Source organism: Aeromonas sp. ANP5, from assembly GCF_963870295.1.
Taxonomy (GTDB): domain Bacteria; phylum Pseudomonadota; class Gammaproteobacteria; order Enterobacterales; family Aeromonadaceae; genus Aeromonas; species Aeromonas veronii.
This window is the reverse complement of the sequence record NZ_CAWMRY010000008.1, coordinates 62,996-76,339: the sequence shown is the minus strand read 5'-3', so window position 1 is coordinate 76,339 and position 13,344 is coordinate 62,996. Positions and strand designations below refer to the sequence as shown.

Here is a 13,344-nt window from a genome sequence, read left to right as displayed (position 1 = left end):
CCGCAGCCTGCATGGATACCACACCCACAGAAGGAAGCTGGACCATGACCAAATTCAAGTTCCCGTCAGCCTACACGATACTGTTTGTGCTGATCGCCCTGGTGGCCGCCCTGAGCTGGATAGTGCCGGCCGGCAAATACGAGATGACCATGAACGAAGCCCTCGGCAAAGAAGTGCCGGTGGCGGGTACCTACAAACTGGTGGAGGGGAATCCCCAGGGGATCGTCGATGTGCTGCTGGCACCTATCGATGGCCTCTACAACCACGACACCTATGAGGCAGGCGCCATCGACGTCTCCCTCTTTATCCTGATCATCGGTGGTTTTCTTGGCATTGTGACCAAGACAGGTGCCATCGATGCCGGTATTGAACGTGTGACCGACCGTCTGCGTGGCCGTGAAGAGTGGATGATCCCGATCCTGATGGCGCTGTTCGCCGCAGGCGGCACCATCTACGGCATGGCCGAAGAGTCGCTGCCTTTCTACACCCTGCTGGTACCGGTGATGATGGCCGCACGCTTCGACCCTGTGGTGGCTGCAGCAACCGTATTGCTGGGTGCCGGTATCGGTACTCTGGGTTCCACCATCAACCCGTTTGCGACCGTTATTGCGGCCAACGCGGCCGGTATCTCCTTCACCGACGGTATCTGGCTGCGCGTCGCCATGCTGGTGGCTGGTTGGTTGCTCTGCGTTGCCTACGTCATGCGTTACGCCAAGATGGTGCGCAGCGATCCGAGCAAATCTCTGGTGGCTGACAAGTGGGAAGAGAACCGTGCCCACTTCCTTGGCAACAAGAGCGACCAGATGCTGGAGTTCACCCTGACCCGTAAAATCGTGCTGGGTATCTTCGTCGCCGCCTTCGCCGTGATGATCTACGGTGTGGCCGTGCTGGGCTGGTGGATGGCGCAGATCTCCGGCGTGTTCCTGGCTGCCGCCATCATCGTTGGTCTTATCTCCCGCATGAGCGAGGAGGAGCTGACCTCCAACTTTATCGACGGTGCCCGTGACCTGTTGGGAGTGGCGCTGATCATCGGTATCGCCCGCGGTATCGTGGTGGTGATGGATAACGGTATGATCACTCACACCATTTTGCACAGTGCAGAAGGGATCGTGACCGGCCTCTCCACCATCGTCTTTATCAACGTGATGTTCGTGCTGGAAGTGGTGCTCTCCTTCCTGGTGCCGTCCTCCTCCGGTCTGGCCGTACTGACCATGCCGATCATGGCGCCGCTGGCCGACTTCGCCAACGTGGGCCGCGATCTGGTAGTGACTGCTTACCAGTCTGCCTCCGGTCTGGTGAACCTGGTGACCCCGACCTCCGCCGTGGTCATGGGCGGTCTGGCCATCGCCAAGGTGCCTTATGTGCGCTGGCTGAAGTGGGTGGCTCCGCTGCTCGGTATCCTGACCGTGCTGATCGTGGTCTGCCTGAGCCTGGGCGCCGTGCTCTCCTGAGGGATAACAAGCAAGATGAAACGGGAGCCTGCGGGCTCCCGTTTTTTATGGGCGCAAGAAGTGATGGACACAAAATAGCAAGCAACAAACAGGCGACCCGCAGGTCGCCTCGATGTATTTGGGGGAAAGAGCTTAGCGGGCCTGCGCCAGGGTGCGCACCACGGCGGCATGGGCCTGACGGGTACGGCTGATATGGCGCGGCGCGACCAGCACCACGTCATTGCCTGCGACGGCGCCCATGATCTCGGGATTGGCGTTGCGATCCAGCAGGCGGGCCACCACGGTGGCGGCCCCCGGAGTGGTGTGGATCAGCACCATCTGCTGGTTGTGTACCACTTCGCGCACCATGTCGTGGATAGAGCGGGTACTGCCGGCGGGTTCCAGCTGCTCGTCGACCAGGGTGTAGACCTTCTTGCCGTTGGCATTCTGCGCCTTGGCAACGCCGAGACGGCGCAGCAGGCGGGAGATGGTGGACTGGCTGATGTCGGCAAAGCCGCGCTCCGACAGCTCGCGACGGATCTCTTCCTGGGTGCTGTAGCAGTGCTGACCGATGATCTGGCGACAGGCATCCAGCTGGGCCAGATCGGGCTCTTGGGCAACGGGACGACTGAGGGTTTTGACCACGGCGAATTCCTTTGATGATGACCGGAGGTAAACGCGCGATATCTGCCATAGCAGTCAGTTATCAGGTAAAAACACTGATAATCTATCTATATGCAGGGAATGAGCGGGCATTACCATCTTGCGATGGCAAATTATAGCTGACTGGAAATTTGGTGATGTGACAGGGTTCAAAAATGGGCCCCGCGGGGCCCAATCAGATATCAGTAACGCTCGCTGACGATGTCCTGAGTGAAGGACTTCTCACAATATTTGCACTTCATCCGTACCACGCCTTTCACTTCGCGCACCCGGAAGTAGCTGTCCACCGGCTCGTTGTGGGAGATGCAGTTGGAGTTGGGGCAGTGGAACACCCCGGCGATGAACTCCGGCAGCTCCAGCTGGTGCTTCTTCACCACATTGAAGTCTTCGATGATGTTGACGGTCGCTTTCGGGGCGAACAGCGCCAGCTGGTTGGCTTGTTGCTCGGTCAGGCGGGTGTTCTCAATCTTGATGAGATCCTTCTTGCCCAGTGCGCCGGATTTCAGGTTGAAGCCGACGGTGATCCGCTCCTGGGTTTCGACCAGCTGGAACAGCTTGAGGATCTTGATGCCCTGGCCAGCGGGGATGTGATCGATGACGGAGCCGTGACGGATGGCTTCGACTTGCAGTTGGTTCTTGTCAGACATGATATTCCCCTAAGCTCAGACAGTTTCGTTCAGTACCAGTGCCAGCAGCGCCTGGCGTGCATAGACCCCGTTCTCCGCCTGCTGGAAGTAGCAAGCGTGGGGAGTCTTGTCGACCGCCACATCGATCTCGTCGACGCGGGGCAGGGGATGCAGGATCTTCATGGTGGGCTTGGCCCCTTCCAGGGTTGCCAGCTCCAGAATGAACTTGGCGGCCATGTGCTTGTATTCGGTCTCGTCGAAGCGCTCTTTCTGGACGCGGGTCATGTAGAGGATGTCCAGCTCCGGCATCACCTCTTCCATGGTCTGGTGGATGCTGAACTGGATGCCCTTCTCTTCCAGCTCTTCGCAGATGTAGTCCGGCATCGCCAGCGCTTCCGGGGAGATGAAGAAGAAGCGGCAGTTGAACAGGCTGAGGGCCTGGGCCAGCGAGTGCACGGTGCGGCCATATTTCAGGTCACCGACGAAGGCGACGTTGAGGTTGTCCAGACGGCCCTGGGTCTCATGGATGGTGAACAGGTCGAGCAGGGTCTGGCTCGGATGCTGGTTGGAGCCGTCGCCGCCGTTGATGACCGGCACGCGGGAGAACTCGGAGGCCAGACGGGCCGCGCCCTCTTTCGGGTGGCGCATCACCACCGCATCCGAGTAGGAGCCGATGATCTTGATGGAGTCAGCCAGCGTCTCGCCCTTCTTGGCGCTGGTGTTGCCACCGTCGGCGAAGCCGATGATGTTGCCGCCAAGGCGCTGTACCGCGGTTTCGAACGAGAGGCGGGTGCGGGTGGAGGCTTCGAAGAAGCAGCTGGCAACCAGCTTGTCTTTCAACAGGCTGGTGTCAGGTTCAGCCTTCAACCGTTGTGCGGTTGAGACTACCAGTTCCATTTCTGACCGGGTCAGGTCCGAAATGGAGATGACATGTTTCTTATAGAGTGGATTGGTCATCGTCTGCATTCCCTTTGACATCATTGGAGGTTTTTCGGGCACAAAAAAAAGCCCCTGAAACAGGGGCTTTTTTTAAAAATAACTGGGGATCTTTGGGGTGGGAACCGGAAACAACGGGGCCGCTCTGGTGCGCACCACCCGTCTGCAAGGCTGTTTTCTGAATCAAAAACTGCATCGTTTCGTCCCGACCTTTTTCAAAACCGGACAGATTATAGGGCTGCTTTTTTAATTGTCAAAATTTTATTTCCGATGCCAATTTCAGCATGAAAAACGTTTAAGTGGCGGGAATGTGACGACAAATCCACACCTTGTGCGTCTCTTGCAGCGATTCCCCATCGCGGGCCATGGCGCGCAAATAACCGAGTCTGTGGTGTCCTTCCAGCAGGCAGTAGGGGCGGGGCAGGGGATGACCGTTCGGGTAGCTGGAACCCTCCTCCGGCACCAGCACGATGACAGGTTCGGGCCAGGTGCCTTCGCTCAGCATCTTCTCGCCGAGCCAGGAGCGGCGGACATAGCGGTTGCTGCGCAGCATCTCCCCCCAGCGCTCGATCACCTCCATATGGCGGGAGTCCACCTGATCCACCAGTTGCGCGGTGGGCCAGCTTTCACAGGTGAACTGATGGTTGGCGAGATCGATAAAGCTCCAGTTGGACTCAAAACCGCGCCAATGACGGTAAATCCACTGGGAAAGCACATTTTCAGGAATAAAGGGCACCAGCGGCGCGACCCGTTCAAGATAGGCGGGCAGGGACTCTGTTTTGCGTTCATCCCTGAAGTTGAGGGGCGCCAGTTGTTGGAGCAGTCGGTAATTGAGCATAAGTGGCCTCCCGGTACCTGATTTCACCCTACCCCCATTTATGTTCCATTCCTACCCCGGCAGGGCTGCAAATACAGCAAGTTATCCCGCTTTGCTGCACAAACAAGCGCGACTTGTTCGGGATTTGTGCAATCGCATCGAAAGCGTAAAAAAAGCCTTTACCTTTGATCTCCACTTTGTATACTACGCCTCGTTTGTTGCAGGGGCGTAGTTCCAATTGGTAGAACAGCGGTCTCCAAAACCGATGGTTGCGGGTTCGAGTCCTGCCGCCCCTGCCATTTTCAGAAAGGCCAGCTCATTGAGCTGGCCTTTCGCATTTTCGGCGTTCGCCAATTTATCCCTCTCTCCTTTCTCTTTTTCTTCTTGCCGTTAGCCCCCCGGTGAGACTGTGGCCACATTGATCTCGATGTCTGCCGCAAGAGCGTTCAGTGTGCTGCAACCCGCTGTTTCAGGACGGTGACCAGCCGTTGGTGGCGGGCGGGGAGCGGCCACTCGGCGCGGTAGATCAGCCAGAGGGTGTCGATCACTTCAATGCTGCTCTGGATTACCCGGATCTTCTCTTGCTGGGCAAAGGCGTTGACGGCGAAGCGGGGCAGCACGGTAAAGCCGAGGCCGCGGGCGACCGGCTCCAGGATCAGGCCGATCTGGTTGGTAAAGCCGCGCTGCGGGATCTCGTCAACGCGCTGGCCGGGGTAGCGTCGTCCCAACAGGCGTTGTGCCATGCTGCGGCCATCCGGGTGGTCGATAAAGCCGAGCTGACAGAGGAGCTGCCAGCTCTGCTCCTCGCCGTCGTTGGGTACCACCAGACAGAGGGGTTCGCGGGCGAAGGGCTCGGCGGCGATGCTGGGGTGTTCAGGCGGCTGATCCACCAGTCCCAGATCGCTGCGCCCCGCCAGTACCGCCTGCACTATGTCGGGGGTGGGGGCAAAGCGGTGCTGGATGGTGAGTCCGGGGTGCTCTTGTTGCTGGTCGAGCAGCAGGGGATAGAGCAGCAGACCAATGCTACCCGGGGTGGACAGGGTGATGGCGCCGTGGTGAGGGTCATCGTCAGAGAGGCGCGCCCGCAGCTGTTCGGCGGCCTGCGCCTGCTGGCGGGCGAAGTCGAGCAGCACCAGCCCGCGCGGGGTGAGCTCCAGCTGACGAGGCTTGCGCAGCAGCAGGGGGCCAAATTCGGCCTCGAGGCGCGAGATATGCTGACTGACGGCGGCTTGGGTGAGATCCAGCCGCTCGGCGGCACGGGTAAAACTGCCGGTTTCATGCACCACCACCAGGGTGTGGAGCCAGAGCGGATTAACCATAAATTTAATTTATTCCTTCCATTAGTTTGACCTTATTTTTCATTATGTCGCCCCTTCCTATCATGTCACCTGTTTCCCACACACAATTTCAAGGTGACGTATGACCTATCCACGCAACTTCTCCCACATCGGCATCACGGTGACTGACCTCGACAAGGCAGTCGAGTTCTATACCAAGGTGATGGGCTGGTATCTCATCATGCCGGCCACCACCATCACCGAGGATGACTCTGCCATCGGCGTGATGTGCAACGACGTGTTTGGCCCGGGTTGGGGCTCCTTCCGCATCGCTCACCTCTCCACCGGCGACAAGATCGGCATCGAGCTGTTCGAGTTCCCCAACAGCGAGCAGCGCGAAAACAACTTCGAATTCTGGAAGACCGGAGTGTTCCACTTCAGCGTGCAGGATCCGGATGTCGAGGGGCTGGCGGCGCGCATCGTCGCGGCGGGCGGCAAGCAGCGGATGCCGGTACGCGAGTACTACCCGGGCGAGAAACCCTACCGCATGGTCTACATGGAAGATCCCTTCGGCAACATCATCGAGATCTACAGCCACAGCTATGAGCTGACCTACTCCGCCGGTGCATATCAGGGGTAAGTGACAGGCCGCCTTCGGGCGGCCTGCTGCTTTGTTGTTACAAGAGTCAGTAGCATGGAATAGCGATCTGGTTCACACGAATAGCGCGTTATGTTGTTGATAGATGAGAAAATATACAGATTCACTAAAGTCTGTTCATATTGCGGCCGATAGCCTTTGATACATCAGGGTTTTCCCTGCCTGACACAACAACAAGGATTCGTCGTCATGACCCTCTCTCTGCGCGGCAAGCTGCTGGCCACCAGTCTTGGCGTAGTGCTGCTGATGGCATCACTGCTCGGCATCGTTGCCTTTCACACCCTAAAATCCCGCACCATGAGCGCCATCCAGAGCGAGGCGGTCAACTATGGCCACGCCTACTCGGTCGCCATCGGCGAATGGATGACGGATCGCAAGAACACCGTCCATGCGCTGGTCAATCTGATCAGCGATAACCCCCAAGCCGAGCTGGTGCCGCACCTGAAGCAGGCCTACACCTCGGGCGGCTTCGGCCTCACCTATTTTGGCTCCGCGCAGGGGGTGATGACCCGGCAGGATCCCTCCCTCAACACCGGCAACTATGACCCGCGCGAGCGCCCCTGGTATCAGGATGCGGTGAAGGCGGGTCAGCTCATCGTCACAGCCCCCTATGTCAGCGTCACCATGCAGAAGCTGGTGGTCACTCTTTCCGAGCCGGTGCGCCATCAGGGGGAGCTGGTCGGTGCCGTGGGGGCCAACCTGGCGCTCGACAAGCTGATCGACGAGGTGCTGGCGATGAAGGTGCAGGGTGAGGGCTACGCCATGCTGCTCGACAGCAGCGGCCTCATTGTCGGTCATCCGCAGAAGGATTTGGCGCTCAAGCCCATCGCCGAGCTGGCGCCGGGACTCTCGGCCGTCACCTTCCAGCAGTGGGGTCGCGAAAACAGCGAGCTGCACGCCGCCACCCTCGACGGGCGGGATGTGCTGCTGGCGGTACAACCGGTGCCGGGCACCGACTGGCTGCTGGCAATGGTGATGTATCGCGATGTGCTGGAGGCGCCGCTCAGCAGTCTGCTGTGGGAGCTGGTGGGGTTGACCCTGGTGCTGATGCTGGTGTTCAGCGCCCTGCTCACCGCCACCTTCAAATACCTGTTCGCCGATCTCGGTCGGGTCGCGCACGCCCTGCACGACATCGCCCACGGCGAGGGGGATCTCACCGTTCACATCAACACTCACAGCAAGGATGAGGTGGGTCAGCTGGCCCAGAACTTCAACCAGTTCGTGGCGCGGCTGCACGGTATCGTCAGCCGGTTGCGGGATGTTACCGTCGAGCTGGCGGCACAGTCCCGTGCCCAGGCGGCCGGGGCGCAGGCTCGCAGTCAGCGGGTGCGCCAGCAGCAGGATGAGATCGTGATGGTGGCGACCGCGGTGACCGAGATGGCTTCCGCTACCCAGGAGATCGCCGGTAACGCCGAGTTTGCCGCCACCACCGCCACCGATGCGGTCGCACTGGCGGTCGCCGGCCAATCCCAGGTTGGCCAGAGTCAGCGCAGCATTACCGGTCTGGCGGACGAAGTGGCCGATGCCAGCCAGATCATCAACGAGCTCGACAGCCATGCCCAGAAGATCAGCGGCATTCTGGCGACCATCAGCGGCATCGCCGAGCAGACCAACCTGCTGGCGCTCAACGCCGCCATCGAGGCGGCCCGGGCCGGTGAGCAGGGCCGCGGTTTCGCGGTAGTTGCGGACGAGGTGAGGGTGCTGTCGCGCCGTACTCACGACTCCACCGACGAGATCCAGCAGATGATCGAGACCCTGCAGCAGACCACCCGTCGCGCCGTGGGTGGCATGGAGACCAGCCGTCAGCTGGCGGGTACCAGCGTCGAGGATGCGGAAGCGGCCAACCAGAGCCTTGCCCGGATCAACGAGGCGATCGGCTCTATCAGCGACATGGCGACCCAGATCGCCGCCGCGGCCGAGGAGCAGACTTCGGTGACCGGCGAGATCAGCCGCAATACCGAAAATATCCGCCACGTCTCGCAAGAGCTGGCCGAGCAGGCGGGCAACGAGGCGGCGCAGGCGGCCGAACTCAAGTCGCTGACCGAGCGGCTGGAGCAGGAGATCGGCCGCTTCCGGCTTTAACATCCCGCCACGCCAGCAACAGAAAGGGCAGCCCGCGGGCTGCCCTTTGCTATTTTACGACTGGCTTAAGGGGTCTGTTTGACCCAAATCAGCTGGTCGGTGGAAAAGCCCAGCGACTTCGCTTTGGCGACCAGCGCATCCACCTTCGCCTTGGGCGGGTTGGGTGAGCGGGAGAGGATCCAGAGGTAGTCGTGGTTGTAGCTGGTCACCAGCGAGAGCTGGTAATCGGGGTCGAGGTCGATGACGTTGTAGCCGCCGTAGAAGGGGCCGAAGAAGCTCACCTTGAGCCGTGCCTCGTCCGGGCTGCCGACGAAGTAGGCCTTGCCCTCGGCTTCGCGCCAGCTGCCATCGCTCTGCTTGCCGCGGTTGAGCACCTTGACGCCGCCATCGTCCCGCAGGCTGTAGGTGGCGCTCACCTGCTCTAGCCCCCGCTCGAAGCTGTGGTCGAGGCGGGCGATTTCGTACCAGGTACCGAGATAACGATCGAGCTGGAAGCCGGTAACGGGGCGGATGCCATCGGCAATCCCGGTACAGGCTGTCAGCAGCAAAGCGGTGAACAGGCAAAGCAGTGAACGCATAAGTAATCCTTCTCTTGTTATCCCTCGATGATGCGCAGCTGGCCATCCCGGAAGCGGGAGGCCTGATCCGTCGGCGTGCTGCCGAAGAAGCGCTTGTACTCCCGACTGAACTGGGAGTTGCTCTCGTAACCGACTCTGGCCGCCGCGGTACCCGCCTTGATACCGTCGTGCAGCATCATCATCCGCGCCTTGTGGAGGCGAAACGACTTGATGTACTGCAGCGGCGAGGTGGCAGTGACCGCCTTGAAGTGGTGGTGAAAGGCGGAGACGCTCATGTTCACCTCCCGCGCCAGCTCCTCCATGGTGAGGTTGTCGGCATAACGGGACTCTATCATACGCAGCACCCGGGCGATCTGGCCCACATGGTTGTGGCGATTGGCGAGCGCTTGCAGCGCCGGGCCGCCCCCCTCGGTGAGGGCGTGGAACAGCATCTCCCGCACCGTCTGCGGTCCCAGCACCCTGGCGTGCAGCGGGTTGTCCATCAGCTCGATCAGTCGCTCGGCAGCGCAGAACATGGTTTCGGACAGGGGGACCGAGTGGACGCCGCTCTTTTGCGGCGCGGGGGCGGGCAGGGCATCGCCAAGCTCCAGCAGCAGCTCTTGCAGGGTGACCAGATCGATCTCGATGGTAAAACCGATAAGCGGCTGCTCGGGGGAGGCGAAGCACTCGCACTCGCAGGGCAGCGGCAGGGTCATCAGCAGATAGTGGTTGGGGTCGTAGCGAAACACTTGATCCGCCAGATAACCCACCTTGTGTCCCTGCAGGATAACGATCATCCGCGGCTGGTAGAGCACCGGAGTGCGGCCATGGTGCTCGGTGGTATAGATGAGGTTGACCTGTTTTACCGGTGATGGGGTGATGCCGGGTGCAGTGACGTGGCGGGTCAATCTGGCGGCGAGGTCGCTGTAACGGTTTTGCATGGGTGCTCTTTGATTCGACTGTTCCGGTTTTTGCTGCTTTGTAGAAATAGGCAAGAATCAAGCAGGATGTTGTCTTGATGGTAGGGTGGTTCTGGAGAAAAATGCAATCACGATTTCGCGGCCTGGCCGCCCTGACTATCAGAAGAAGGCAATGTCGATGAACAACTTTACTCTCCATACCCCGACCAAAATCCTGTTCGGCCAAGGGCAGATCGCCCAGTTGCGCGAGCAGCTCCCGAGCGATGCCCGCGTCATGATCACCTATGGCGGCGGCAGCGTGGTACGCAGCGGCTTGCTGGAACAGATCCGCAGCGAACTGGCTGGCTTCACTCTGTTTGAATTTGGCGGCATCGAGCCGAACCCGGCCTACGAGACCCTGATGGGCGCCGTGGAGCTGGCCCGTGCCGAGCGTGTCGACTTCCTGCTCGCCGTTGGCGGTGGCTCCGTGCTTGATGGCACCAAGTTTATCGCTGCTGCCGCGCACTACGATCCGGCCAAGGATCCCTGGCACATTCTCGAGACCGTCGGCAGCGAAGTGCGTTCCGCCATCCCGCTCGGTTCAGTGCTGACCCTGCCTGCGACCGGTTCCGAAATGAACATGGGCGCCGTCATCACCCGTCGCAGCAGTGGTGACAAGGTGCACTTCTTCTCGCCGTTCGTGATGCCGCGCTTCGCCGTGCTCGATCCGGTGCTCACCTACACCCTGCCCGAGCGTCAGGTAGCGAACGGGGTAGTGGATGCCTTTGTTCACATAGTGGAGCAGTACCTCACCTATCCGGTCAATGCCAAGGTGCAGGATCGCTTCGCTGAAGGCTTGCTGCTGACCCTGATCGAAGAGGGCCCCAAGGCGCTGGCCGAGCCGCAGAACTACGAGGTACGCGCCAACATCATGTGGAGCGCCACAATGGCGTTGAACGGCCTGATCGGTGCCGGTGTACCGCAGGATTGGGCCACCCACATGCTGGGTCACGAGCTGACTGCCCTGCACGGCCTCGACCACGCCCAGACTCTGGCGGTGGTGCTGCCCGCCCTGCTGCAGGCCAAGCGCAAACAGAAACATGCCAAGCTGCTGCAATACGCAGAGCGGGTGTGGGGTTTGCACAGCGGCAGCGAAGCGGAGCGCATCGATGATGCCATCGCCGCGACCCGCGACTTCTTCGAGCGGATGGGGGTCAAGACCCGACTGCGCGACTACGGTCTGAAAGATCTGGGTATCGACACCCTGATCGGCAAGCTGGGGGAGCACGGTATGACTGCCATCGGCGAGCACGGCGATATCGATCTGGTGCAGAGCCAGCATATTTATGAAGCGGCCTGGTAAGGGCCGCCAATCGGTGCCAAACGGGCGAAACGATTGAATTGCCGGGGCCCTTTCCCGCCATCTGGCGGCTGAGTGGCCCCGCTTTTGTTGGGAAAATGTTACTTTTCGGCGTTTCGCTGCGAGAAGTGAGACGAAAGCGGATTTCGTAAGAACAAAAAACGCTAAGATAGAGGGCCGGTAAAACATTTTTTTTGACTGGTTGGATCACTTTTTTCAGCCGTTTTTACTGGTATAAGCCTCTAATTTGGTTTGTTTTTTTTAATTGTAGCCAGGGATGGGCTGAATTCTGTACGAGTGCCGTCGGGACTGCGGTTGTAATAAAACTCCAAAATTTGATACTAATCACCTTCGCGCCTGAAAAGCGGGGGCCTGACCATGACAGGAGGTTGAGGTAAAGCCTACTGATTTTCATAACAAAGAGCCCAAGACCTGCACTTTGGTCATGTCTTGTTTCGCCAGAAATGAGACACTGGGCAGCGATTGTTTATTAACCATCAGGGAATAGTCATGCAGATTGGAATACCGAGAGAGAGTCTCGTCGGTGAGACCCGGGTCGCAGCGACCCCGGCTACCGTCGAGCAGCTGAAAAAGCTCGGCTTCGAGGTCGCCATCGAGACCGGCGCAGGCCTGTCGGCCAGCTTCGATGATGCCGCCTTCGAGGCTGCCGGTGCCAGCGTGGTGCCGAATGTCTGGCAAGCCGACCTTATCTTCAAGGTCAATGCGCCGACCGATGCCGAGATCGCACAAATTAAAGATGGCGCCACTCTGATCAGCTTCATCTGGCCTGCCCAGAACCCCGAGCTGGTCAAGAAGCTGTCCGAGCGCAACATCAATGTAATGGCGATGGATATGGTGCCGCGGATCTCCCGTGCCCAGTCCCTCGATGCCCTCTCCTCCATGGCCAACATCGGTGGCTATCGTGCCGTTGTTGAAGCTGCGCACCAGTTCGGTCGCTTCTTCACCGGCCAAATCACTGCTGCCGGTAAAGTGCCGCCTGCCAAGGTGCTGGTAATCGGTGCCGGCGTAGCCGGTCTGGCTGCCATCGGTACTGCCGGTTCCCTCGGTGCCATCGTGCGTGCCTTCGATACCCGTCTGGAAGTGGCCGAGCAGATCGAATCCATGGGTGGCGAGTTCCTCAAGCTCGACTTCGGCGGTGAGGATGGTTCCTCCTCCGATGGTTACGCCAAAGTGATGAGCGAAGAGTTCATCAAGGCCGAGATGGAGCTGTTTGCCCAGCAGGCCAAAGAGGTGGACATCATCATCACCACCGCCCTGATCCCGGGCAAGCCGGCTCCCAAGCTGATCACCAAAGAGATGGTCGACAGCATGAAGCCGGGCTCCGTCATCGTGGACATGGCCGCCCAGGCTGGCGGTAACTGTGAATACACAGTGCCGGGTGAACTGCATGTCACCGACAACGGCGTCAAGGTGATTGGTTACACCGATCTGCCGGGTCGTCTGCCTGCCCAATCCTCCCAGCTCTACGGTACCAACCTGGTCAACCTGATGAAGCTGATGTGCAAGGAGAAGGACGGCAACGTTGCCATCGACTTCGAAGACGTAGTTCAGCGCAACATGACGGTGATCCAGGCCGGTGAAGTGACCTTCCCGCCGCCCGCCATCTCCGTCTCTGCTGCACCGCAGAAACCGGCCGCCGCCAAACCGGCCGCCAAGAAGGAAGAGGCCAAACCCTCCAACAAGAAGTTCGTGTTCGGTGCCCTCGGCATCGCCGCCTTCGGCTGGATCGCCTCCGTTGCCCCGGCAGCCTTCCTCTCCCACTTCACCGTATTCATCCTGGCCTGTGTGGTCGGTTACTACGTTGTGTGGAACGTCTCTCACGCCCTGCATACGCCGCTGATGTCGGTCACCAATGCCATCTCCGGCATTATCGTGGTCGGTGCCCTGCTGCAGATCGGGCAAGGGTCGACTCTGGTCACCGCATTGGCCTTCATCGCCGTGCTGATTGCCAGTATCAACATCTTCGGCGGCTTCACCGTCACTCAGCGCATGCTGAAGATGTTCCGTAAGGATTAAGG

The 13,344-nt window shown here is 59.8% G+C and carries 13 protein-coding genes and 1 tRNA gene; 6 read left to right on the top strand and 8 right to left on the bottom strand.

Going from position 1 to position 13,344, the window contains the following annotated elements; all coding sequences use genetic code 11:
• The first annotated feature begins 44 nt into the window (after nucleotides 1–44).
• Nucleotides 45–1,451, top strand: a complete 1,407-nt coding sequence (locus tag AACT07_RS06760; protein ID WP_005339725.1) for a YfcC family protein — start codon at nucleotides 45–47, stop codon at nucleotides 1,449–1,451.
• A 132-nt stretch (nucleotides 1,452–1,583) separates the two neighbouring features.
• On the opposite strand, the gene AACT07_RS06755 is transcribed toward AACT07_RS06760, so the two are convergent.
• The 5 genes from AACT07_RS06755 to AACT07_RS06735 all read right to left on the bottom strand — a co-directional run bounded on the left by AACT07_RS06755 (nucleotide 1,584) and on the right by AACT07_RS06735 (nucleotide 4,493).
• Nucleotides 1,584–2,075, bottom strand: coding sequence for an arginine repressor (locus AACT07_RS06755; RefSeq protein ID WP_005339728.1), 492 nt, complete (start codon nucleotides 2,073–2,075; stop codon nucleotides 1,584–1,586).
• Between the two features lie 200 nt (nucleotides 2,076–2,275).
• The gene (pyrI, locus tag AACT07_RS06750) at nucleotides 2,276–2,740 is read right to left on the bottom strand and encodes an aspartate carbamoyltransferase regulatory subunit (protein WP_005339730.1); all 465 of its coding nucleotides are present in this window, start codon (nucleotides 2,738–2,740) and stop codon (nucleotides 2,276–2,278) included.
• 15 nt (nucleotides 2,741–2,755) lie between these two features.
• A complete protein-coding gene (gene pyrB, locus AACT07_RS06745; RefSeq protein WP_069526994.1) occupies nucleotides 2,756–3,676 on the bottom strand; it encodes an aspartate carbamoyltransferase in 921 nt (306 codons plus the stop codon).
• The gene (locus tag AACT07_RS06740; RefSeq protein WP_133249581.1) at nucleotides 3,657–3,851 is read right to left on the bottom strand and encodes a hypothetical protein; all 195 of its coding nucleotides are present in this window, start codon (nucleotides 3,849–3,851) and stop codon (nucleotides 3,657–3,659) included. Before AACT07_RS06740 ends, pyrB begins: the two co-directional genes overlap by 20 nt.
• 99 nt (nucleotides 3,852–3,950) lie before the next feature.
• The gene (locus AACT07_RS06735; protein WP_069526993.1) at nucleotides 3,951–4,493 is read right to left on the bottom strand and encodes a hypothetical protein; all 543 of its coding nucleotides are present in this window, start codon (nucleotides 4,491–4,493) and stop codon (nucleotides 3,951–3,953) included.
• 201 nt (nucleotides 4,494–4,694) lie between these two features.
• Between AACT07_RS06735 and AACT07_RS06730 the strand changes: the two genes are divergently transcribed.
• Nucleotides 4,695–4,771, top strand: a tRNA-Trp gene (locus AACT07_RS06730).
• A gap of 147 nt (nucleotides 4,772–4,918) precedes the next feature.
• On the opposite strand, the gene AACT07_RS06725 is transcribed toward AACT07_RS06730, so the two are convergent.
• Nucleotides 4,919–5,791, bottom strand: a complete 873-nt coding sequence (locus tag AACT07_RS06725) for a LysR family transcriptional regulator (RefSeq protein WP_069526992.1) — start codon at nucleotides 5,789–5,791, stop codon at nucleotides 4,919–4,921.
• A 100-nt stretch (nucleotides 5,792–5,891) separates the two neighbouring features.
• Here AACT07_RS06725 and AACT07_RS06720 point away from each other — a divergent pair, with 100 nt between their 5' ends.
• Nucleotides 5,892–6,389 carry a lactoylglutathione lyase family protein gene (locus tag AACT07_RS06720; protein ID WP_041209527.1) on the top strand — a complete coding sequence of 166 codons (498 nt, stop codon included), beginning with the start codon at nucleotides 5,892–5,894 and terminating at the stop codon, nucleotides 6,387–6,389.
• Between the two features lie 207 nt (nucleotides 6,390–6,596).
• Nucleotides 6,597–8,489, top strand: a complete 1,893-nt coding sequence (locus AACT07_RS06715; protein WP_069526991.1) for a methyl-accepting chemotaxis protein — start codon at nucleotides 6,597–6,599, stop codon at nucleotides 8,487–8,489.
• A 65-nt stretch (nucleotides 8,490–8,554) separates the two neighbouring features.
• On the opposite strand, the gene AACT07_RS06710 is transcribed toward AACT07_RS06715, so the two are convergent.
• Nucleotides 8,555–9,067 carry a lipocalin family protein gene (locus tag AACT07_RS06710; RefSeq protein ID WP_069526990.1) on the bottom strand — a complete coding sequence of 171 codons (513 nt, stop codon included), beginning with the start codon at nucleotides 9,065–9,067 and terminating at the stop codon, nucleotides 8,555–8,557.
• A 17-nt stretch (nucleotides 9,068–9,084) separates the two neighbouring features.
• Nucleotides 9,085–9,987 (bottom strand): AraC family transcriptional regulator, encoded by a 903-nt coding sequence (locus AACT07_RS06705; protein ID WP_019446575.1) that lies wholly within the window; start codon nucleotides 9,985–9,987, stop codon nucleotides 9,085–9,087.
• A 157-nt stretch (nucleotides 9,988–10,144) separates the two neighbouring features.
• Between AACT07_RS06705 and yqhD the strand changes: the two genes are divergently transcribed.
• Both yqhD and pntA read left to right on the top strand, forming a co-directional pair.
• Nucleotides 10,145–11,308, top strand: coding sequence for an alcohol dehydrogenase (gene yqhD, locus AACT07_RS06700; protein ID WP_069526989.1), 1,164 nt, complete (start codon nucleotides 10,145–10,147; stop codon nucleotides 11,306–11,308).
• Between the two features lie 507 nt (nucleotides 11,309–11,815).
• Nucleotides 11,816–13,342 (top strand): Re/Si-specific NAD(P)(+) transhydrogenase subunit alpha, encoded by a 1,527-nt coding sequence (gene pntA / locus AACT07_RS06695; RefSeq protein ID WP_069526988.1) that lies wholly within the window; start codon nucleotides 11,816–11,818, stop codon nucleotides 13,340–13,342.
• The last annotated feature ends 2 nt before the right edge of the window (nucleotides 13,343–13,344 follow it).